Here is an 18254-nt window from a genome sequence, read left to right on the forward strand (position 1 = left end):
TACTACTTTATTTGAAGTTGGATATTATTACCATAAGAATACATCATTACAGAAGCCCCACAAGGAGCGTTTTTACCAGTATGAAAACATTTCACACCTATTTCACGAAGTTTTTGAAAGGCATCAAAAGACTGGTTTTCGTTTGGAAAATGTAATTCAATGGAATTGCTGACATCTACATGATGTACTTGCAAAGAGAGTGTGTGCTTGTTATTTGAAACTATAACATTCATGATTCCTCATCTATTTCTTGATAATATTGCTTATATCTTTCATGTGCTCTAAATGTTTCTGCAATGGTTTCAGAAAGGCAGGTGAACTTCAAAGGTGTTATTCTGGCAAAGTATACAATCCCATTAGTAGGGTAGCAGGTATTTGTCACTATCCTGTCCGGGTTGCCAAATAAGCCATGAACCTTGAAACGGTCATCGTCTCTTACTTGAAAATGCTTTGACAATGTTTTTAATGTTTCGTTGCCAGCCCTAACAGCTTCTTCCAAACTATCAAATATGCCTATAGTGATTATCTTTTTACATGATGTTGCCGGACAAATGCCAGATGGCCTGTCGTTGTAACGAAATTCAATTGTTAACAGCTCTTTTTGCATATTCCCTTTTTTATTTTTGTTTATGAATAGTTTTTGATGGTGTCCATAGTTGTCCACTTTTTAAAGATTAACTCGCTTTAACTTTAAAGAAAAGGCGCAACCAGAATCAACCTATTCTGATCGCGCCACCCTTCAAACATAAAACGTGTCGAATAACACACATGGAAACAACTAATTAAATGCAGCGCTCCGGGAATCGAACCCGGGTTTTCACCATAACGCTTTACTCATACTTACGATACTCTTTTACTTTTTCAATATCGTTCATATTACTCCACCAGTCCGAGAAATCATCGTATACCAAATCTTCATCCAATACATATTCCCCGTCCTCATCCCGATAGATATAATCATTCCTGTCTAAATTTGCAATGTCAATCATTTCATTTGCATTTAAAATACAGTTGAACCAATCTTCTGCATCTTGTACATCAGATTCAGTAACTCCAGCATCAAAGTATTCTTCGCTCTTGTAACCAAGCCAATTCGCAATAGTATCAAATTCAAACCAGAAAAAATCATTCACTTCAGTTTCAGTCCACCCATTTCCGGGGGTAATATCCTCCATCATGGATTCAATTTCATCCAGTTGTTCATCCGTACATTTTTCAGCCCGGTCCTTACCACCGCTCCAAAATTGAAAGTTCCGAAGTGGTATTTCTGATATTATAGTCATAAGCCATTTGTTTTTATAAGTTTCCTTGCAACCAGTCCCACTCGAAGCAAGTATTTGTACCAGATTCTTTCATCAGAAATATTATTCTGGGAAGCGACACTGTAGCCGCATTGGATATTCAACTCTCGCACGTCATAAGGAGAAACAAGCATGCCGCCATATTGCGCCAGGTTATAATCCGGTTCTTTGGGAAATGCTTTTATATATTGCCTAATAATCTGAAGGGCCTCTTGCTTGTCCGTCCCTTTAGACAATAGTTGAAGCTCAATAGTCTTCATAACAGCATTGAGCTTGGGATTAATCGAGTAGTTCATGTTGCATTTATTTATGTATGAATGTTCCAACGTTTTTCAGTCGCATTTGGAGACATAATAATTCCGCCGCAAATTTTATGTTCTCCATTTACCACCTCAGAAAATCCAAAACTGTTTTTGGCAAAATCGCCATATATTTCAATATGTTGGTCAACAGCATATCTATCCCATTTTTGTAGTCTTTTCAGGCAATCCTCAAAACTTGAATCTTGCAACTCCGAGGCAATATTCTTAACCTCTTTTACACGCTCCGATATTTCAGGGGACATTTTTAATTTTAATGGAGTATTTATAACAGCGTACTCTTCTGGATATTGAACGGAAAGTTGCTGTATCCGGCTTCCCCAAATATTATTGAATATTGAAATAATCTTATATTTGGATACTTTTTGAAGATGTGCTCCATCCCAATAAAAATACTTGTTGGTATTGCAATCGGGCCAATAGACAATATTCGATATGTTTGCGAGTGGTTCTTTCATAACAGCAAACCGAATGCTCTCTAATGAAAAAAGTTTTTCCATGCTTGGACCAATAAAGCATAGACTTGTTCCACCATCTCTCACCAACCAAAAGAATGGCTCATTTGTATTTTCAAGTTCTTTCAAATCATATTTCTCAAAATCAGATATGCAAAAGCGAGTATCATACAACTCTTTTCGCATTTGTTCTATAACTTCCGCTATCATACTTCCTCATGTTTTGTTTTCTACCTGCACCAACTTTCCGGTATATCCGCGATATTCAAGCAACGTCATAATCAGATTGTCCGGAACATCTCTCAGGCGCTTATAATTTTCCGTTAATATTTCAAGGAGATATTCTTCGTTTTGCCCCTGCAATAAATTGTCCAGCTCCCAGCCATGACTTGTGTACATAACTATACATTTATAACTTTGGAATAGCGCAGTTCTCCGGTATATCCACGCCTGCGCAACTCAGCAAACAGCATATTGTCTTCAAAATCGGACATCTTTAACGTAGCCTTTACACCTTGCTGGGTGACACCACCGGAAGAGTTCTCCCGCAATTTTTTGCGGCATGATTTACACTTGTTGTCATGCCCATCTTTAATGGATTTGTTTTTGCCAAATTCCGATAGCGGAAGTTCTTTTCCGCAAGCCTTACATTTCTTTGTTTCCATGCTCTTGAATTATTTGATATATTGTTCCAATTCGCGTTCATACGCCTGTTCTTCCGCCACTTCCTCTACTACAGAGTCCCCCTTGCTAACCCAGAAATCAGCAAGTACACCAATATCCGTACATTCCGGACGCTCCTCTATTATTCTTTCTCTGATTTCAACTGGGATAGAGTCAACTATATTGCAGACATATTCAAGCCTACATGCCCGGAATACCAGGCACACCACCACCAGTCCGAACGCTATCTTTAAATACCGTACCATTATCTTGTCTTTCTCCGGTCATACAATTCCAATGCACGCTTCACCAGCAAGTCCTGGTTATCTTCACTCAGATTTGCGAAAAATTCTTCGGCAGCACCAAACCCCTGGTGCTTTGAACTGTACTGGCACCATTTGTTCCAAAGATGCCGCCACCCGCAACCGGAACGGGCAAAAGCCGTTTCACATTCCTGTTCGCACCAACAGTTCCACATATAGTAGAAAAAGCTGGCTACATCATTCTTTTCCATCGTCTTTACGCTTAATGTATGTTTAAAAATATCATTGAAACACAAGAAATCAGAAGGCAACCTGCTACCGCAATTCTATAAAATTGGCTACCGATTGCAGTAGCCACCTTTATGTACTTTTTTCGCTTGTATACCACAATATGCCTTTTCATGCAACTACGCTTTAAATAAGTCATATATATTCTTTCTTCTTACAGTAACATTTTGTGATTTAGGCAAATAGAATGTCATATTTACACCAAAGGTTGAAATAATTTTTGCGCTTGTTCTTGGTATTCTTACTCGTTTCATATCTTATTGTTTTTAAGGGTTTATAATCAGATACAAAAATGGCACGCACCGTTATTTACTCCAGCACATGCCATGTTTACAAAATTCGTCCTTGATTAAATGTCAATCCTAAATTGTATAAATCTATTTATGTTTTTAGGCTCCATCTTGTCTATACGCTCTCCAGGAAAACTTATATATTTCCCTATATCATAATGACTGTTTGCCTTACCACCACGTTTGGGCGATGGGGTAGTCCGCCCTTCTTTAAACAGACGGCTAATCCGCTTTTCTTCATAAAGGTTTTGTTCGCTTTTGAGCATTTTCCTATATTCGACATTCTTTAAGCGTTTTGCCTTTTTCCGGTTTTTAGCACCGATTTGTTCTGGAGTGCGAAGCCACATATTACCGTCAGAGGTTACGACTACGCACGCTCCAAAATTCGCCACCATCTTACGTCTTTGATATGGTGTGTCAGGCATCACAAAACCAGTAGGAGAATAGATGTGTCCTAAACCATAAGCGCTAAATATTTTTTGCGCTTTAGTTATATCCATGTGTAAGTTATATGCAAAACGAACATACCAATCGCTGCCAAAGTCGCTACTATTGTTTACGCTTTGGCACAATAAATCTGCTAATTTGGGCATTTGAATAAAGTTTTTGATTTGTTGATGCTGAGGGAGTCGAACCCTCTTGCGCTTATACTTTCATACGTTCGCCATCCTTCACTTTCAGGGGGCTTAATGCGGTTACTGGCATCGTTACCACGCTTTCCGACACTTTCTCAGTGTAGCACCAAATAAAGTGCGGACACATCACTATCAACGATATGTCCGCACCAAATTACATATTATGCAGCCGCCTTTTCTTCTTTTACAGTTTTAGAAGATACTTTCTTTGTAGCCGCTTCCGCCGCCTTTTCTTCTTTTTCCGTACTATTAGCGGCAGCACCTAAAGCGGCATCCAAATTCTTTACATAGTCCATTTGCTCGATTGTCGCGGTTACAAACGCATTCAATGCGCTTACAACACTATCCTCAGACCAATCCAAGCCTTGTTCCACAACAAGTTTGTAAATAGGCATTCCCTTTGTGATACGGACCACATCGCGCAGCTTGTTCGTATCTTTTTCGCTGTCCCTTACAGACAACCCTGAACCCGGAATGATTTTGCCATCCTTGTCAGTAACCATCGCTACATGGCACGACAATGCCGGAATTAATTTGTTGCTCACACGTTTCTTACTTGTCTGTGCCGCTTCTGACGAGTTTAACCTTGTCGCTTCACGCATTGATACAAGCACGGCTTTCGTCAATGCACGGATAACCGAAAACTTGTCAGTGTTTCTAACCTTTGCGGTTATGTTATACATTACACCGTTTTCGTTTACGAGTACCAAACTACGAGCCATTAATTTTGCACCAGCTACTACATTACCGTTCACGAGTTCAAACGAAGTTTTTACAAAGTTTTCCATAATTTACAGTTTTGAAATTAGACAATTAGTTTATAAAATCGTAGTGGACCGCAAATTCGCTTTGCGCATAACGTACCATTACGTACGCTTTAGGTACAATGCACTCTACAAGTACACAGTACGCCCACTGAATTTTACAAACTTGTTGTAAAACTTGTTTAAATTCAGTGCTTTTGTTTGTAGGATTGAACGTACTAACTACATCACCAATTAAAACTAATTGACAAACAGTTATTTATACCACTTTTGCAATTTTATGGTACTTTCGCTTTTTGGTTTCCGTTTCTTATAACTGATACTATTGCTAAACAATTCGCTAAACCTGTATAATACAAGTTATTACGGCGAACTTTGCGGATAAAATTGCATAAACTATTTAATAGCTAAATAACAACTTATCTAACCATTAAATAAACTCATTTAGATAATTTACGCCCGTTTATCTACCTTTGTATCTGGATAACGTTTTCATTTAGCTATCAATTACTAACAACTTACTTGCAGATAGTTTTTTGCTTGCTTTTTACTTGCTTTTCGCTTACTCATTACATTTATACGACAAATGTATATTACTTTCGGCTTTTCGCTTTCAATTGTTCGCAAATACTTGTTTGCTTTCGTTTGCTTTCAGTAACTAAACTACTAACTATTATCCTAACTATTTGAAAATCTTGCTTTCAAATAGCCGTAAACAAATACATACTTTGATAGTTTCGCACTTTCACAGTTATAAAACCTACTTTCAACAAGTCAAAGAACACGCATTTAAAAACCTTTGTTTCTTTTCCTCCTTTTACAAACTGGAGGCGGTCTAAATGAACGGCTTTAGGTTTGCCGTTAACCTTTGCAATTATTGCTTAAAGTCCTGGATGTGGTAAGCTCTGTACTGTTATGTAGCGTATCAGATTAAACCACAATAACAAATATTGCTAAACTCAATACAGAGTAAACAGAACTTTAAAAAACACCGTCAAGTAGTGCTTGTCTTAACTTGACGATGCAAAGATATGCGTTTATTTTGAAGTACGCAAATAAATAAGCAATAAAATAGTATTTTAAGCGGGGATAGTTTATAAATAACTGATTATCAGCAATGTATAAATATGTATTTCTTTTCGTTTGTATAATATACTATAAATCAATATATTAACCACTTCAACACACGTATGTGTGCGCGTGGTTCTTAAAGTGACAAAGCGATATGCACACACATACACACGCGCGCACATAAGAAACTGCCTTATACCTGGACAAAAGAACGGGAACAATACATACAAAAAGAATACAAATTTGTAATGATTACAATTTATTGATACCTGGGGGTAATCTGCCCGAACGAACGAGATAAACGTATAATGTTTCACTTTTGCATGAAAGTGAAACATGTAATATGTTATAACTCAGTATGTTTGCCGTGAAAATACGAAAAAAAATAAGGCAGAGCACCCACGTTTTGGTGCGGATACCATATATATAATCCGTCCCATTTTTTCAATCTGATTTTCTTAAAAATATTTTACACAATCAAGAGCTGGCACTCTTCCAGAAATCACTATTCAATACAATATATTTGCTCCTTAAATTCTCATACCTCATCACTAATATATTGAATCTGGAGAGCGCTATTTTGCAACATCCATTATATTAACCCATTACATACCGTTTTAATGTATTTATAAGCCGTCCAAATCTAATATATCCAATCTCAGATTTATATAAAGATTCGATATATTAATTTCCGAAATTTTTTCCGACCCCCATTTTTCAGTCTCATTTTATGGCATTTAAAGCAATTTTTTATATACCGCTGAGGTTCATCAAAAAAATCATAGTATATTTGCCAACAAATGATTTTTAATCCAAAGTATGAAGACAAAAAAGCAGGTTGAACATTTTCTGAGAAAGAGAAAATATAGGTCAGAGATGGACTTTAAAGGGATAAGCTCATATTGTAGGGGAGAATTCAATATCAAGCTGCATGTTCCTTCCAGTTATTCAGATGATCCGGAGTCTCTTGATTACGCAACTTTTGCTGATTGGTTTGATAACGGTTTTGGCGCTGGAGATGCGGTAAAATGGGGGGAAACTGTGGGGCTAATTCAAGAGGGGAATGTACATACCGCTATAATGTGCCTCAGAATGGACGGAAACACGCCTATTTTTAATCAAATATCCGTTCCTGTGCAAGATATTACCCATGCTGATGAAAGTGTCTTAAATCGCCTCTATTCGATTCTTTCTGAAAACGGGAAGGAATTTGGAAATCCCTTTTTCCTAATAAGCGATAAATATATCCCCAAATCATGTGAATTGATAACCTTCCATAACCACAGTACGGGACAGGAAGGGTGCGGAGTGTTACGGCTTATAGACAAATCAACTGGAGATGTCGTTATGTACTGCTATGCTGTCAAAGGGGAACCGGTAAGATACAGCATGAACGAATATCTGGGGAAAGTAGATGATTTTTCATTTTCAGCTTTCAAGCCGGCAGATTATCAAAGAAAATTCCTGGAAGTGGAGTTGGCCAAGGTCGGAAAGACATGGAACCATTTCCTGAAGCGGATAGAGCCTTTAAACATGAAAGCTGAAAAAGGGGAGAGGTACTGGTATATTACCGACAAGATGAGCGTTGCTTCAGATACGGAAAAAGGAACCGTCACCAGTCATAAGCGCTATCTGGCAGGAAACTATTTCCGAAAAGAGGAAGATGCAGTCAGGATATTATCTGAGGAAATGGAAATCAGAAGAAATTTTTTGGCCGAGCCTGGAAGATAGAAGAAAGGGGGGCTGGAAGTTTCCCTTTCTCCCTTCCCCTTCTTTCTTCTTCCCCCTTAGAACCCCTATTATTAATTAACCCTATCCTATAATCCTTTCCCTGAACGAGCTTCGCTCGTTATGTATTTTTTAAATATAATTAAATCAATTAAGAGAGCGCCTTTGCCATTTTCCTGTTATAGACATCTTCCACATCGCTTGCTTGATTTGCCCGCACATTGTAGTTTATTATTTTTTCCACTGAGAGCTGCTGCGGATGTAACTTGACCATACTCTTCTGCGGAAGTTCTTTCCACAATGTCTTCAGTTCCTCTACCGGTATACCTGATTCCTGAGAAAAACGTTCCAGTAACTCTTCATACACCATTTTGGTTACTTCTGATGGGCGTGGCTGTTGCTTGTTTTCCCTTTCTTTCACAAACTCGATCATAAGCCATATCGCGTATTCGGCATCAGTCAGCATGCCAACGTCTTTTTGTCCCACTTCCACAAGTGACTCGATGAACATAAACCTGGAAAGCCTGTCCTCAGCTCCTTTGCGTTTTATTTTCCTGGAAGTGGGCAGGGGAGTGGTTATATCTTTTATCTTGCTGGGAGTGATGTAGCATACAATCTCTCCATTTTTCATTTCAAGCTCGAATCCAAAAATATTCTTCATGTCCTGCTCTGAAAGAGAGAAAGCCGGGTTGTCCGTTTTCAAATCATTCCAGGCACGATAAAGAATATCTTTGAAATATTCGGCTGGAATATAATTATCCGCTGAGTCTTCATCGTATTGCAAATATCCCCAAACTTGTCTTACTGCCATATCAAAATCCGTATCGGCAAAATCAGGATTTTCTAAAATAGTTTCAAAATTGGAATAAGAAATTTCTGGAAGAGACAAGTCACGAGAATTAAACCATTCAAGGATTTTTTTATTTGCCTCTTTATTTAACTCACTTCGTTCGTTATTGTTTTCTTTTTCTTTTTCTTTTTCTTTATTCTCTATATATATCTTATTCTGTTGTTCAATATGAGCGCACCCCTGCTCATATTGAGCGCACCCTCGTTCATATTGAGCGGACCCCTGCTCATATTGAACACACCCCTGCTCATATTGAGCGAGGTTAGGTTGTTTGTAATCTATATTTTCCGATAGTTTTTCTATACTCTCATCTTTTTCCTCATCTATTTGAGGGGGTCCGCTCATATTGAGCGAGGGTGTGTTCATATTGAGCGAGGGTGTGTTCATATTGAGCGAGGGTGTGTTCATATTGAGCGAAGTGTGTGGATATTGACGAACTACATCGTTCAATATATCCATAGGTATCGCAGAAATTGGACGTACCTCGCCATTTACGCACAAGCCTCGCAAATACACCCACCCTTTATCCGATATTTGCGAACTTATTTTATGTATAGCCTGTATCTCATCCCAATTTATAAAGAATGTGCATAGTGTCCCTTTGTTCTGAAAACAACCAATGAGATTGAGTTTCTTTAATGTTTCTATGGCACGCCGTATCGAACTGACAGAAGTTCCCATAACCTCCGCCAATTCTTTATTGGAGATAGTACATGTCGTCTTGTTCTCATTTGTATAACCTCTTCGTAGCAGATGGAACAAAACCATAAAACCGTCACTGGATGTCAGTGTGGCCATTGCGTATGGTATACATTTCCAGTGGTTGCTGAATTTATCAGAAAATGTACTCATTTGCTTGTTTCATCTTTTATGTAAAAACTAATAATCTTCCCTTTAACCATCTGTTTGGTGAGTCGAAAACCAATCTGTTTCGCAAACCGCCCTACACGTTGATTGTTGGCTTCATACGGAAACTTTTCCGCATAATACGCTTTCATTTCCCCTACAGACACTTTATTTTTGTTTTCTATTTTCATAATCTTTTGTTTTTTATTGGTTGTACATTAATTTATTATTTGTCATCATTTGAATGCGGCATATCATTTTGCTGACACAGATTGGGCTGATTCTGGTTGAGTAGTTCATCACATGTTTTTCTAAAAGGACAATCTTTACAAGCGGTATTTTGTGCTGCTATAATTGTTACGGCAACAATGAATATTGTGGCCAATATAATAATAAGCAATGTTGTAATCATTATTTAAAGTTTTGAGTCGTTAGTATAAAATCATATTTCAAAGGATCTTTTATATCCCATTGGCGATAGACATGAGTCAATTCCATGACCGCCTTCCAGCTTTCTTTGGGATAGGATATAAACCCTATCCGTTGTGCCTGTTGCGCAACATGGGGGGACATAATGGCATACAAATTTTCTGGTTTAATGAAATCAGTCTGCCATAATCCCAAATCTATCTCATCCTGGCGAACCATCCAGCGCAACAACATATTAATACGCATACAAGCAGAGTTTCTGTACGGACTACCAAGACGCGCTGGCTCATACAAATTACATAATGATATTAGTAAATCATCGAATGTAATAGAGTGCTTTTTGAGGTATTCTTTGACAGATGAATTCCTACTATAAAAACGCCTCAACAGATGACACACTTCCTTGAATGCCTTTCCAGTAAGTGTACGATAAATATTCAATTCGTCTGGAATGTCATAAAAATCACCAAATTTGATATAATAATACGGTTTCCACTCACATTGGCTCATCAATACATTAGCTGCATATATTATACTATTGGGTTGTCCCCACGAAACCATAGCTATAAGCATTGCACATATTTCAATATCAGCAATAGAACTATCTGGAACACGTTGTATCTTATGTAACATTTGAATGGGATCGTTTGATACAAACCATTTATAGTCAAAAGTCTCCCACATTTGATCCAATTCGTCTTTTAATAATGATTTCATAATCGTCATGTCTGATTAAATAATGGTTTTCAATTCATTTACGTTTATAAATGATGGGCATTTCTCACTGCCAATAATATGATTGGCCGGAACTTTATTAAAGGGACCGTCTCTTTCACATTCTAAATTATACCTAAGACAATGGTATCTATCCCAGCATCCTTTAGCATAACATGTATGAGGGTCATTGTGTAGTTTAGTGTATGTTATTAATGAAAGGAAGTTGGCTGTATCCTGCAACTCATTTCTGAAATATACAGGAATTTCTCCTTGACACCATACATTGTTGGACTTAATTAATGTTCCATCGTTTTCCCGGATATAAAACTCTTTTCCCTCTGTCCCCTTGATTACATTGTTGGGGCGTTTTACAAATGGGTGTACGATAAAATAATGTCCTCCGATTATTTCACGCCCAACGTCTGGATGCTTAATTTTGTCCATCCAATAGGCACACTTAGCACACACATTATCTCTACTCATAAAAAGAAGGGTCTCTCCAGGAGGGTCGTATTCAATAATATTTTCTTCTGCATGACAAAATTTGCAAGTAACGGTTATGGGCGGCACTATTGACAGTGCGTCCTTTTGGGTTGAAAACATGTTAGTTTGGTAAAATGGGTTATAAAACAGATATGAGCACAGAACGTGCAGATCAAAATGAAATATTAGAAGCGGATAGAATCAAATATGGAATTTATCTCGTCTTTCCTGATACAAATATAAACTTTGGTTATTTCAACGCTGGAGTGATTAAATATTCTATTCAATAATAACAGCGCTTCTGATTTGTTTTCACTCGTATCATAAACATATCTTCCAAAAGTTTTGCGAAAAGTATGTGTGGAAAAATTTTCTATATTCAATTTGTACTTGATTTTCCATTCTTTCATTATTCGATTCAAGTATTGTGGGGAAATAGAGGTGCCCGTAAATTTACTTTTAAATATTAGTTCATTAGGGTTAGGGCGCTTGAGCAACATGTACAATTCTTCTATCCTTGTCTGAATATTCAGGTTAAAGGGTATTTTTCTTACTTTGCCTGTTTTCTTTTCGGATTTGGTTAACGATCCTTTATGTAGTATGTCGGACCATGTTAGGGGTAATATATCTGACACCCGTAGTGCAGTACAGAATGCCAATCGGGCATATAGCTCCCACAAATATTGACGGTCTTTATGAAGAAGGTACAATAGCTTTTTGTAGTCCTCCATAGGAAGATAATCACTTTTTGTCAATTGATTTTTCTTTGCCATACTCATTTGATTTAATTAGTTGTTACAAAAGTATGGCATTGAATTTAATTATGCAAATTTAGAAGCGATTAATATCAATATAAATCAATATTAATCGCTAATAAACTGTAATACAATATATTTAAAATCCGATAAATTTAGAAAACTCTTCTATAGATAATATAGGAATTTCCAACAATTGAGCTTTTGAAATTTTGGAGGAAGTTGCCGACTTGTCTTTTACCACCAAATGCGTTGTCTTTTTAGATACACCGCTTACAATATTACCACCGTTCTGTTGGATAAACTCTTCCAAATCATTGTCTCTAAACCCCGACATACAAACAGACATATGGGCGCATATACCATTATGGTTTATAGTTTTCTGTACTGGAGGTAAAATGGGAATACCAGTTTGGGTCAAAAACTTGAAAAACGGAGAAACACCAAGATTGAATGACTGCATCGTTTTTGATAAGATATTAAATGCCTCTGTGTTAGGCGACGGACATACATACTGCCTTTGATAAAAAGCATTTCTGGTTTCAGCATCCATTTCATCAAGTATCTTTTGGGCCTTTATTTTTCCAATTCCAGTAAAACAATCGCTTGCCTGTATTAAAGTGACTAAATCAACCCCCTGCATGATTTTTCTGTTATTTTCCAGTATAGTGTTTGATATGTTGTCTCCAAAGCCTTCTATTTTTATCAAATCGTCAAAAGTGATATTTAAAATCTCTGATATAGAAGTAAACCCAGCATTAAAAATCTTGGATAATGTTTCTTCTCCCATATTTTCCGCACCACACGTTAAATAAAAGAATACTATTTTGGCCAACTGGATTCCCGGACAATTGGGGTTGGTGCAGCATAATTCGATTCGATTTTCATTCCAATTAGTTGGTTCCCCACAATGAGGACATTCCGCCATTTCATCCCATAACTTTTCTTGTTCTTCCTGTGTTGCCGGAGAAATAGTCGATAGAATTTTGGGAATCACCCCTCCAGAGCGGGTAACCAATATTTTAGCACCTTTTGCAATTTCATGGTCGTTGATCCATCCGGCATTATATCCTGTAGGGTTTTCCATATTACAATCTCCAGTATCAACCATTTCAATATTGACTACAGGTTTAAGAGCACCCGCCTTACTGACTTTCCAGGCAATATCCTTTACTGTCGTTTCAAAAGATTCTGTAAAATCAGGGTGTTTATAAGCTATGGCGTATAAAGGGTTTCCAGAAGTTTGGTGTCTGCCAATAACTTCCCATAAACGTAAATCATCAATATAAATTACAATACCGTCAATTGGGTATATTTTGCTCCACTCTTTGAATAAGTTCATCAGCAAGTCTTCGTTCAATTCATCCACAAAAGCGAAATGATAAAGGTGTTCTTGCTGATATATACTGCAAATTGTTTCTATCAAGCTGTAGAAGTTGTTATAATCATGTAAGGAACCATCATCTACTCCATATCTGAAGAAAGAAGCATGTTGGAGGTAATCGCATGGTTCATCTCTGTTTAAAAGTCCGGCCGCTGTATTACGCGGTGATTTAAAGATGTCTCCAGTGAATTTAGAACGCTTCCCGTTGAAAAAACGTTCCCAATCATCTCTACTGATAACGAATTCTCCAAATGTATAATGAAAATCACTTGTTGGATTATAACATTGAGCGGATGCTTGATAATGGCTGGTACAATCTTGTCCCTCATTTTCTATACCCCCACGAGAATACGCTTCTCCTGTCAATTCATTATGCAGTAACGAAAGCCCGTCGAATTTGGGCATACATACGACGCCGGTACTTCCTTTTAATCCTAAAGATTGGCACCACTTCTTTAGTTCGGATATGCTTTTCACTTTGTTGAGTGATTTCATGGGAATAGGTAGGGAACGTTTTCTATTACAAGAAACCGCTGCCGGCTCTATATGTTTAAACCAATCGTTGGTAGGATCTGTTCTTTTTAACTCATCAATCAGAGAATCGTATTCAGAATCAGATATTAAAGGCTCGCCGTTTCGGTAAGCCTCATTATAGTGTTTTATTTTATCTATTAATTTCATAATGCCGCTGTTTTAGTTTCTGCTTCCTTGAGCACGTTTTACAGATTTCCCCCAATTTTTCATAAGAGATTCGTATTGGGATTCAAATAATTTACATGTTAAATCATATAGCTCAGGAAGCATCTTTAGCTCTTTTTCTATGTAATCCATTTTAGAACCGCAATATAAGACATTGTTCATTCTGGTACTAACATTAACATGAAATTTTTTGTCAAACTCAGAATAAAGCAGGTAATAACCTTCTTTTATGCCGGCAAGACCACCCTTTCGTATTATTTGGGTTATACGTTGTCTCATGTCCGCAAGAGGTATTTCTTCGGTTAACCCCTCAATTACAGATTTCTTGTAATCGTTGGCCTCAATTAATGCCATGTTTTTCTGCTCCACCTCCACACGTTTTTGCCGCTCTTCTTTTAGTTGGATTGCCAGTTGGATTAAAAAATCTGGAGAGGTTAGGGCTTTTTGAAGTATGTCTTGCGTCATATATGCACCATACTTGTGAATGGATGGCAGCACTTCACCGTATACCCAGTCCTGAAAGTTCTCGGCTTCTGGTTTTCTTGATTGAAACACACACTTATATAAGTTGACTTCATTTATAAAAGTGGCTTTTGTATTTTGCAACTCATTGATTATCATGCCCTCATTCTCGTATAGGGCACGCAAATCAATTAATCTTACTCCATTGCTTTTTAGTCTCTTTTTTACCTGGCTTGGATTAGATAAACCTAAAGCCTTGCATACATCAGCCAGACAAAATAAAGGCTTGTTATTTTCATCTACAGCAACTCTTACTTGTCCAAATTGGGGGTTGCTGAAAATTTGGATGTTATTTTCGTTACTCATATCTTTTAGGGTATTGCTTTGTTTATAAATATCAAGAGGGTACTCTTCATAAGGTTGAAGCGTACCCTCAATTCTATTACTCTGTTCCTGTATGACCAAAACCTTGTGTCCCGCGCTCTGTAGCTTCCAAATCTTCTATTGAAGAAACTGGGTTCCATTCTGCCTGTTCATATTTAGAGATAACCATTTGGGCAACGCGTTCTCCATCATTGACAGTAAACGGTTCTGTTCCATGATTAATAAGTATGATTCCTATCTCTCCTCTATAGTCTGCGTCCACGCACCCTGGAGAATTGAGACAAGTAATACCCTTTTTAAGGGCCAGTCCGCTTCTCGGTTGAATTCTCGCTTCATAACCATACGGAAGCTGTATATGTAACCCTGTCGGAACCAACACTCTTTCTCCAGGATTTATGGTAACTGAAGAATCAATATTTGCTCTTAAATCCAATCCTGCTGATTGTTGGGTTGCGTATTGAGGCAACGGATGCTTTGATGTACTGTAAATTTTTATTTTCATACGTTATTATTTTTATTATATTTCCACTTTCTTCGGTTCATTGCCATTGTGGGATATATGGGACGTTCAACGCCACATAGCTTGTCATACTCATCCAATTTCAATGAACCTATATCTGATAATTCTATTTCAATATCACTGTCTATATATCTGAAATAATACATACCATTGGAAATCAATGTGCCCACGCAAGCCTTTGATATGTTACCAGGCTTCAAGCCACTGATTTTGGCTGCTTCGTTTACAGAAGACGCTACCAGTACCAATGTCTTTCTACAGTTGAATATTAATACAGCTTTGGGTTCACGAAAAATTTTCTCTGCCATCCCAAATTTGTTTTAGCAATTCTGGTGGCAGTCTTCTTTTAACTAATGAAATTAAGTGCGTGTCTGATACGACAACTCCGGTAATAAACATTTCATCTATCACTTCGTTGATGTATGCGCAGAACTGCGGGTCCACATAAGATAGGAACGGATAGCATAAACATCCGCTAATCAATTGATGCCCCTCTGTATTGATTGATACCAGTTTATCTAAAGGCAATTTGTAAGTCTCGGCAATAGCCTTTATCTGGAAATCAAACTTATAAAAGAAGTCTTCTATACTTAATTTGTTGTCGGGGTCTTTAAAATGTAGATAATATGTAGCATCAAAAACTCTGCTACCATCAAAATGAGTTCCAAAAAGGAGATTAGGGAATTCCGGGAGTGAGACTTCTGTACATTTTATATCAATTGTTTTCCCGGTTCCTTTTAAAAGGGTCATTACGGTATGATATTGTTTTTATGAACTTCGGGTGTAACCATAACCGATTGCGCCTTATCATATTTGACATTACGAATGGTGTATTCGCGAGTTTCACCCACCTGCTTTAAATATATTCGGATATTTTCTATAGCTTCGGCTGAAGAATATGCCGGTACATAAATAGTGCTGTTAGATGTTTTTGTCTTACCGGATTTCTCATCCGTATCGTAGAAAACAAGTGCAACTTGATACAAGCCGACTTCTGTATCTTCGCTTTCCTCAAAAAAATATGATATTAGCCCGCATATTAGTTCCGTATCTGTGACAAAAGTGTCGTTGTAAGCAACTTCTGCAATTTTAGTGCGGACAATTTCTATATCCACTTCTCCAAATTCATCTTTCCCTTCTGCTAACTTATAAGCTATTTGTTCTGCCTCGGTATAGCATGTAGCCATTACCAGGTCCTCAGATTTAATGGTAACAATGGCTCCTTGATCATTGGTGCCTTTGTATGCCATCTTAATACGAAAATAATTAAAACCTTTACTCATTTTAATAATGTATTATTGTTAGACATTAAATTATCGATGCAAATATATTTCTTTTTATCATATTGATTATTACAAAACATATATTTAACATATATTTTATATCTAAATATCTATAATATAGATTATTATATTTTATATATTATAACTCATTTATACTGATAGAAGAATAGAAATAGAAACCAACTAACAGTTCTCTATCTATTCTTTCAAAAAATCTTAGTATGAATATAGTTAGCACAGACACAACTTTTCGCGGCACTCCACTGGAGAGTATATTTAGGACCAGTAAAAAAACGATTCAAGAATATGTAAGAGAGATTGATCGCCATTGCAGATATAAATCTGTCCAATCTCAGGTAACACGGGGCGTTGTTTTGGATGACCGTGGCCCATTAATTGATTTATATGAAGCATGTGTACAACAAGATGCACATTTAAGTGCTGTATTGGAAACTGTAGAATCTCAAATTATAGGTGAGCGTTATATGTTAGCGCGACAGAATGAGCGTGGCAAGTATATAAAAGATGTAGAAGAAACCAAAAAGATACAAGGCTCTCAATTTACAAAGATAATCAAGGGAATTGTTGAGTCTAAATGGTATGGATACACCTTGCTCGAAATTATGCCTACGATAAACCCGTTAACAAATAAGTTGGCTGAAGTAAATATCATAGAAAGACGTAATGTGTTGCCTAATCAAAATAGGGTTGTTAAAAGGCAGGGGCAATGGACGCCGGGGTGGGATATAACCTCAAACCAATATTCCTGTAACTATATTCTTATTAATACAGGGACATTAGGGCTGTTTTCTGCAACTACCCCTTTGATATTGGCTAAGAAATTTACATTAGCTAACTATGTGAATTTCTCACACACATATGGCCAGCCTATCATTCACGGTAAGACAGAGTCTGAAAGCATTCAGGACCGACAAAGATTGGCTCAAAGTATAGCCAACGCTGCTCAAAATAAAATTGTTGTTACAGGCCTGAATGACGAAGTGGACATAAAGACTTTTACAATGTCTAATTCTGAGCATATTTATAGTAGCCTTATTGAGTTTGTAAACAAAGAAGTTGCCAATTTAATTGTCGGTTCTTCCTCAATGGCTGGAGAGACACAATCTTATGTGGGATCCACTAATGCGCACCAAGATATTTTTCGGGAACGGATTGAGGTTTACCGGGAATATATTGAAAATGTTATGAATGAAGAGATTCTTCCACGTCTGGTTGATATGGGATATATTAAATCTGGCTTGGAGTTTAAATACGCCAATCGGGTAGAGATGAGCAACAAAGATAAAATCAGTTTATATTCTTTTATAACAGATAAATATGAGGTATCGGCGGATGAAATTGAAAAAGAATTTGGCATTGTAGTGGGTAAACAGTTTAACGCTTTATCAGAAATGATTGGTGGCGGTAACAATATGACTGGCGCACACTCTAATGACAGACACATTATGACTGATGAAGAGTATTATAAAAGATACGGATACCAGCGTGGGGAAAAACCTAATCGGACCAGGAAGGTTGAAAATTTTTTGACGGAAGAGGAATAAAGGATAGCGGTTTCTCTTCCGTCACAGCGGAATCTGAGTCAACCACTGAAGATGAAGATAACGCTGAATATCTTGCTATCTATGCTGTCTTTCAAAAAT

Annotated in this window: 26 protein-coding genes and 1 pseudogene; 2 read left to right on the forward strand and 25 right to left on the reverse strand. The window is 37.2% G+C overall.

Going from position 1 to position 18254, the window contains the following annotated elements:
• Window positions 1-2: 2 nt before the first annotated feature.
• From AB5903_RS08705 to AB5903_RS08760, 12 genes are all read right to left on the reverse strand, one after another.
• Window positions 3-233 carry a hypothetical protein gene (locus tag AB5903_RS08705; RefSeq protein ID WP_368117794.1) on the reverse strand — a complete coding sequence of 77 codons (231 nt, stop codon included), beginning with the start codon at window positions 231-233 and terminating at the stop codon, window positions 3-5.
• On the reverse strand, window positions 230-607 hold the full coding sequence (locus AB5903_RS08710) for a hypothetical protein (RefSeq protein ID WP_306541393.1): 378 nt from the start codon (window positions 605-607) through the stop codon (window positions 230-232). Before AB5903_RS08710 ends, AB5903_RS08705 begins: the two co-directional genes overlap by 4 nt.
• A 223-nt stretch (window positions 608-830) precedes the next feature.
• Window positions 831-1283 carry a hypothetical protein gene (locus AB5903_RS08715; protein WP_195639731.1) on the reverse strand — a complete coding sequence of 151 codons (453 nt, stop codon included), beginning with the start codon at window positions 1281-1283 and terminating at the stop codon, window positions 831-833.
• Window positions 1280-1597, reverse strand: a complete 318-nt coding sequence (locus AB5903_RS08720) for a hypothetical protein (RefSeq protein ID WP_195639732.1) — start codon at window positions 1595-1597, stop codon at window positions 1280-1282. The genes AB5903_RS08715 and AB5903_RS08720 overlap by 4 nt, the downstream gene beginning before the upstream one ends.
• A gap of 11 nt (window positions 1598-1608) precedes the next feature.
• Window positions 1609-2286, reverse strand: a complete 678-nt coding sequence (locus AB5903_RS08725; RefSeq protein WP_368117795.1) for a DUF4120 family protein — start codon at window positions 2284-2286, stop codon at window positions 1609-1611.
• Window positions 2287-2292: 6 nt separating this feature from the next.
• Window positions 2293-2475 carry a hypothetical protein gene (locus AB5903_RS08730; protein ID WP_306541396.1) on the reverse strand — a complete coding sequence of 61 codons (183 nt, stop codon included), beginning with the start codon at window positions 2473-2475 and terminating at the stop codon, window positions 2293-2295.
• 2 nt (window positions 2476-2477) lie between these two features.
• A complete protein-coding gene (locus AB5903_RS08735; protein WP_060386525.1) occupies window positions 2478-2741 on the reverse strand; it encodes a hypothetical protein in 264 nt (87 codons plus the stop codon).
• Between the two features lie 9 nt (window positions 2742-2750).
• Complete coding sequence (locus AB5903_RS08740) at window positions 2751-3005, reverse strand: hypothetical protein (protein WP_195526353.1); 255 nt, start codon at window positions 3003-3005, stop codon at window positions 2751-2753.
• Window positions 3005-3253 (reverse strand): hypothetical protein, encoded by a 249-nt coding sequence (locus tag AB5903_RS08745; protein ID WP_195526354.1) that lies wholly within the window; start codon window positions 3251-3253, stop codon window positions 3005-3007. The genes AB5903_RS08740 and AB5903_RS08745 overlap by 1 nt, the downstream gene beginning before the upstream one ends.
• 156 nt (window positions 3254-3409) lie before the next feature.
• Entirely contained in the window at window positions 3410-3544 is a 135-nt protein-coding gene (locus AB5903_RS08750) for a hypothetical protein (RefSeq protein WP_368117796.1), read from the reverse strand.
• A 95-nt stretch (window positions 3545-3639) separates the two neighbouring features.
• The gene (locus tag AB5903_RS08755; protein WP_195526355.1) at window positions 3640-4173 is read right to left on the reverse strand and encodes a hypothetical protein; all 534 of its coding nucleotides are present in this window, start codon (window positions 4171-4173) and stop codon (window positions 3640-3642) included.
• A gap of 203 nt (window positions 4174-4376) precedes the next feature.
• Window positions 4377-5003 (reverse strand): hypothetical protein, encoded by a 627-nt coding sequence (locus AB5903_RS08760; protein WP_195526356.1) that lies wholly within the window; start codon window positions 5001-5003, stop codon window positions 4377-4379.
• Between the two features lie 1866 nt (window positions 5004-6869).
• On the opposite strand from AB5903_RS08760, the gene AB5903_RS08765 reads away from it, so the two are divergent.
• Window positions 6870-7781 carry a hypothetical protein gene (locus tag AB5903_RS08765; RefSeq protein WP_195526358.1) on the forward strand — a complete coding sequence of 304 codons (912 nt, stop codon included), beginning with the start codon at window positions 6870-6872 and terminating at the stop codon, window positions 7779-7781.
• A 148-nt stretch (window positions 7782-7929) separates the two neighbouring features.
• On the opposite strand, the gene AB5903_RS08770 is transcribed toward AB5903_RS08765, so the two are convergent.
• The 13 genes and pseudogenes from AB5903_RS08770 to AB5903_RS08830 form a co-directional block, all read right to left on the reverse strand.
• Window positions 7930-9087, reverse strand: coding sequence for a hypothetical protein (locus AB5903_RS08770; RefSeq protein ID WP_368117800.1), 1158 nt, complete (start codon window positions 9085-9087; stop codon window positions 7930-7932).
• A 171-nt stretch (window positions 9088-9258) separates the two neighbouring features.
• Window positions 9259-9480 (reverse strand): annotated as a pseudogene (locus AB5903_RS08775) (helix-turn-helix domain-containing protein); the annotation flags it as partial.
• The gene (locus AB5903_RS08780) at window positions 9477-9665 is read right to left on the reverse strand and encodes a hypothetical protein (protein ID WP_195526360.1); all 189 of its coding nucleotides are present in this window, start codon (window positions 9663-9665) and stop codon (window positions 9477-9479) included. The pseudogene AB5903_RS08775 and the gene AB5903_RS08780, both read right to left, overlap by 4 nt.
• 35 nt (window positions 9666-9700) lie before the next feature.
• A complete protein-coding gene (locus tag AB5903_RS08785) occupies window positions 9701-9886 on the reverse strand; it encodes a hypothetical protein (protein WP_229127135.1) in 186 nt (61 codons plus the stop codon).
• A complete protein-coding gene (locus tag AB5903_RS08790) occupies window positions 9886-10620 on the reverse strand; it encodes a DUF2400 family protein (RefSeq protein ID WP_368117797.1) in 735 nt (244 codons plus the stop codon). Before AB5903_RS08790 ends, AB5903_RS08785 begins: the two co-directional genes overlap by 1 nt.
• A gap of 15 nt (window positions 10621-10635) precedes the next feature.
• Window positions 10636-11223: a hypothetical protein gene (locus AB5903_RS08795; protein ID WP_060386516.1), complete on the reverse strand. Its 588-nt coding sequence runs from the start codon at window positions 11221-11223 to the stop codon at window positions 10636-10638.
• A gap of 65 nt (window positions 11224-11288) precedes the next feature.
• On the reverse strand, window positions 11289-11876 hold the full coding sequence (locus AB5903_RS08800) for a tyrosine-type recombinase/integrase (protein ID WP_060386515.1): 588 nt from the start codon (window positions 11874-11876) through the stop codon (window positions 11289-11291).
• Between the two features lie 121 nt (window positions 11877-11997).
• Window positions 11998-13923, reverse strand: a complete 1926-nt coding sequence (locus AB5903_RS08805) for a BRCT domain-containing protein (protein ID WP_060386514.1) — start codon at window positions 13921-13923, stop codon at window positions 11998-12000.
• Window positions 13924-13935: 12 nt separating this feature from the next.
• Complete coding sequence (locus tag AB5903_RS08810) at window positions 13936-14769, reverse strand: BRO family protein (protein WP_131796861.1); 834 nt, start codon at window positions 14767-14769, stop codon at window positions 13936-13938.
• A 76-nt stretch (window positions 14770-14845) separates the two neighbouring features.
• Window positions 14846-15289, reverse strand: a complete 444-nt coding sequence (dut, locus tag AB5903_RS08815; protein WP_060386512.1) for a dUTP diphosphatase — start codon at window positions 15287-15289, stop codon at window positions 14846-14848.
• Window positions 15286-15615, reverse strand: a complete 330-nt coding sequence (locus AB5903_RS08820) for a hypothetical protein (RefSeq protein WP_229101001.1) — start codon at window positions 15613-15615, stop codon at window positions 15286-15288. The genes dut and AB5903_RS08820 overlap by 4 nt, the downstream gene beginning before the upstream one ends.
• On the reverse strand, window positions 15593-16057 hold the full coding sequence (locus AB5903_RS08825; protein ID WP_060386511.1) for a hypothetical protein: 465 nt from the start codon (window positions 16055-16057) through the stop codon (window positions 15593-15595). The genes AB5903_RS08820 and AB5903_RS08825 overlap by 23 nt, the downstream gene beginning before the upstream one ends.
• Window positions 16057-16590: a DUF4494 family protein gene (locus AB5903_RS08830; RefSeq protein ID WP_060386510.1), complete on the reverse strand. Its 534-nt coding sequence runs from the start codon at window positions 16588-16590 to the stop codon at window positions 16057-16059. The genes AB5903_RS08825 and AB5903_RS08830 overlap by 1 nt, the downstream gene beginning before the upstream one ends.
• A gap of 227 nt (window positions 16591-16817) precedes the next feature.
• On the opposite strand from AB5903_RS08830, the gene AB5903_RS08835 reads away from it, so the two are divergent.
• Window positions 16818-18155, forward strand: coding sequence for a DUF935 family protein (locus AB5903_RS08835; protein WP_060386537.1), 1338 nt, complete (start codon window positions 16818-16820; stop codon window positions 18153-18155).
• Window positions 18156-18254: the final 99 nt, after the last annotated feature.

Origin of the sequence: Bacteroides sp. 2201st1_D9_2201SCRN_220225, from assembly GCF_040928965.1 — a bacterium.
In the GTDB taxonomy this organism is placed as follows: domain Bacteria; phylum Bacteroidota; class Bacteroidia; order Bacteroidales; family Bacteroidaceae; genus Bacteroides; species Bacteroides stercoris.

What these genes read in the sequence shown, in the direction of transcription:
- AB5903_RS08755 (WP_195526355.1), bottom strand. Translation starts at nt 4,173, where the DNA reads ATGCCCAAATTAGCAGATTTATTGTGCCAAAGCGTAAACAATAGTAGC.
- AB5903_RS08730 (WP_306541396.1), bottom strand. Translation starts at nt 2,475, where the DNA reads ATGTACACAAGTCATGGCTGGGAGCTGGACAATTTATTGCAGGGGCAA.
- AB5903_RS08780 (WP_195526360.1), bottom strand. Translation starts at nt 9,665, where the DNA reads ATGAAAATAGAAAACAAAAATAAAGTGTCTGTAGGGGAAATGAAAGCG.
- AB5903_RS08750 (WP_368117796.1), bottom strand. Translation starts at nt 3,544, where the DNA reads ATGAAACGAGTAAGAATACCAAGAACAAGCGCAAAAATTATTTCAACC.
- dut (WP_060386512.1), bottom strand. Translation starts at nt 15,289, where the DNA reads ATGAAAATAAAAATTTACAGTACATCAAAGCATCCGTTGCCTCAATAC.
- AB5903_RS08795 (WP_060386516.1), bottom strand. Translation starts at nt 11,223, where the DNA reads ATGTTTTCAACCCAAAAGGACGCACTGTCAATAGTGCCGCCCATAACC.
- AB5903_RS08810 (WP_131796861.1), bottom strand. Translation starts at nt 14,769, where the DNA reads ATGAGTAACGAAAATAACATCCAAATTTTCAGCAACCCCCAATTTGGA.
- AB5903_RS08720 (WP_195639732.1), bottom strand. Translation starts at nt 1,597, where the DNA reads ATGAACTACTCGATTAATCCCAAGCTCAATGCTGTTATGAAGACTATT.
- AB5903_RS08805 (WP_060386514.1), bottom strand. Translation starts at nt 13,923, where the DNA reads ATGAAATTAATAGATAAAATAAAACACTATAATGAGGCTTACCGAAAC.
- AB5903_RS08740 (WP_195526353.1), bottom strand. Translation starts at nt 3,005, where the DNA reads ATGGTACGGTATTTAAAGATAGCGTTCGGACTGGTGGTGGTGTGCCTG.
- AB5903_RS08705 (WP_368117794.1), bottom strand. Translation starts at nt 233, where the DNA reads ATGAATGTTATAGTTTCAAATAACAAGCACACACTCTCTTTGCAAGTA.
- AB5903_RS08765 (WP_195526358.1), top strand. Translation starts at nt 6,870, where the DNA reads ATGAAGACAAAAAAGCAGGTTGAACATTTTCTGAGAAAGAGAAAATAT.
- AB5903_RS08725 (WP_368117795.1), bottom strand. Translation starts at nt 2,286, where the DNA reads ATGATAGCGGAAGTTATAGAACAAATGCGAAAAGAGTTGTATGATACT.
- AB5903_RS08830 (WP_060386510.1), bottom strand. Translation starts at nt 16,590, where the DNA reads ATGAGTAAAGGTTTTAATTATTTTCGTATTAAGATGGCATACAAAGGC.
- AB5903_RS08825 (WP_060386511.1), bottom strand. Translation starts at nt 16,057, where the DNA reads ATGACCCTTTTAAAAGGAACCGGGAAAACAATTGATATAAAATGTACA.
- AB5903_RS08760 (WP_195526356.1), bottom strand. Translation starts at nt 5,003, where the DNA reads ATGGAAAACTTTGTAAAAACTTCGTTTGAACTCGTGAACGGTAATGTA.
- AB5903_RS08800 (WP_060386515.1), bottom strand. Translation starts at nt 11,876, where the DNA reads ATGGCAAAGAAAAATCAATTGACAAAAAGTGATTATCTTCCTATGGAG.
- AB5903_RS08735 (WP_060386525.1), bottom strand. Translation starts at nt 2,741, where the DNA reads ATGGAAACAAAGAAATGTAAGGCTTGCGGAAAAGAACTTCCGCTATCG.
- AB5903_RS08790 (WP_368117797.1), bottom strand. Translation starts at nt 10,620, where the DNA reads ATGAAATCATTATTAAAAGACGAATTGGATCAAATGTGGGAGACTTTT.
- AB5903_RS08820 (WP_229101001.1), bottom strand. Translation starts at nt 15,615, where the DNA reads ATGGCAGAGAAAATTTTTCGTGAACCCAAAGCTGTATTAATATTCAAC.
- AB5903_RS08710 (WP_306541393.1), bottom strand. Translation starts at nt 607, where the DNA reads ATGCAAAAAGAGCTGTTAACAATTGAATTTCGTTACAACGACAGGCCA.
- AB5903_RS08785 (WP_229127135.1), bottom strand. Translation starts at nt 9,886, where the DNA reads ATGATTACAACATTGCTTATTATTATATTGGCCACAATATTCATTGTT.
- AB5903_RS08770 (WP_368117800.1), bottom strand. Translation starts at nt 9,087, where the DNA reads ATGGATATATTGAACGATGTAGTTCGTCAATATCCACACACTTCGCTC.
- AB5903_RS08715 (WP_195639731.1), bottom strand. Translation starts at nt 1,283, where the DNA reads ATGACTATAATATCAGAAATACCACTTCGGAACTTTCAATTTTGGAGC.
- AB5903_RS08745 (WP_195526354.1), bottom strand. Translation starts at nt 3,253, where the DNA reads ATGGAAAAGAATGATGTAGCCAGCTTTTTCTACTATATGTGGAACTGT.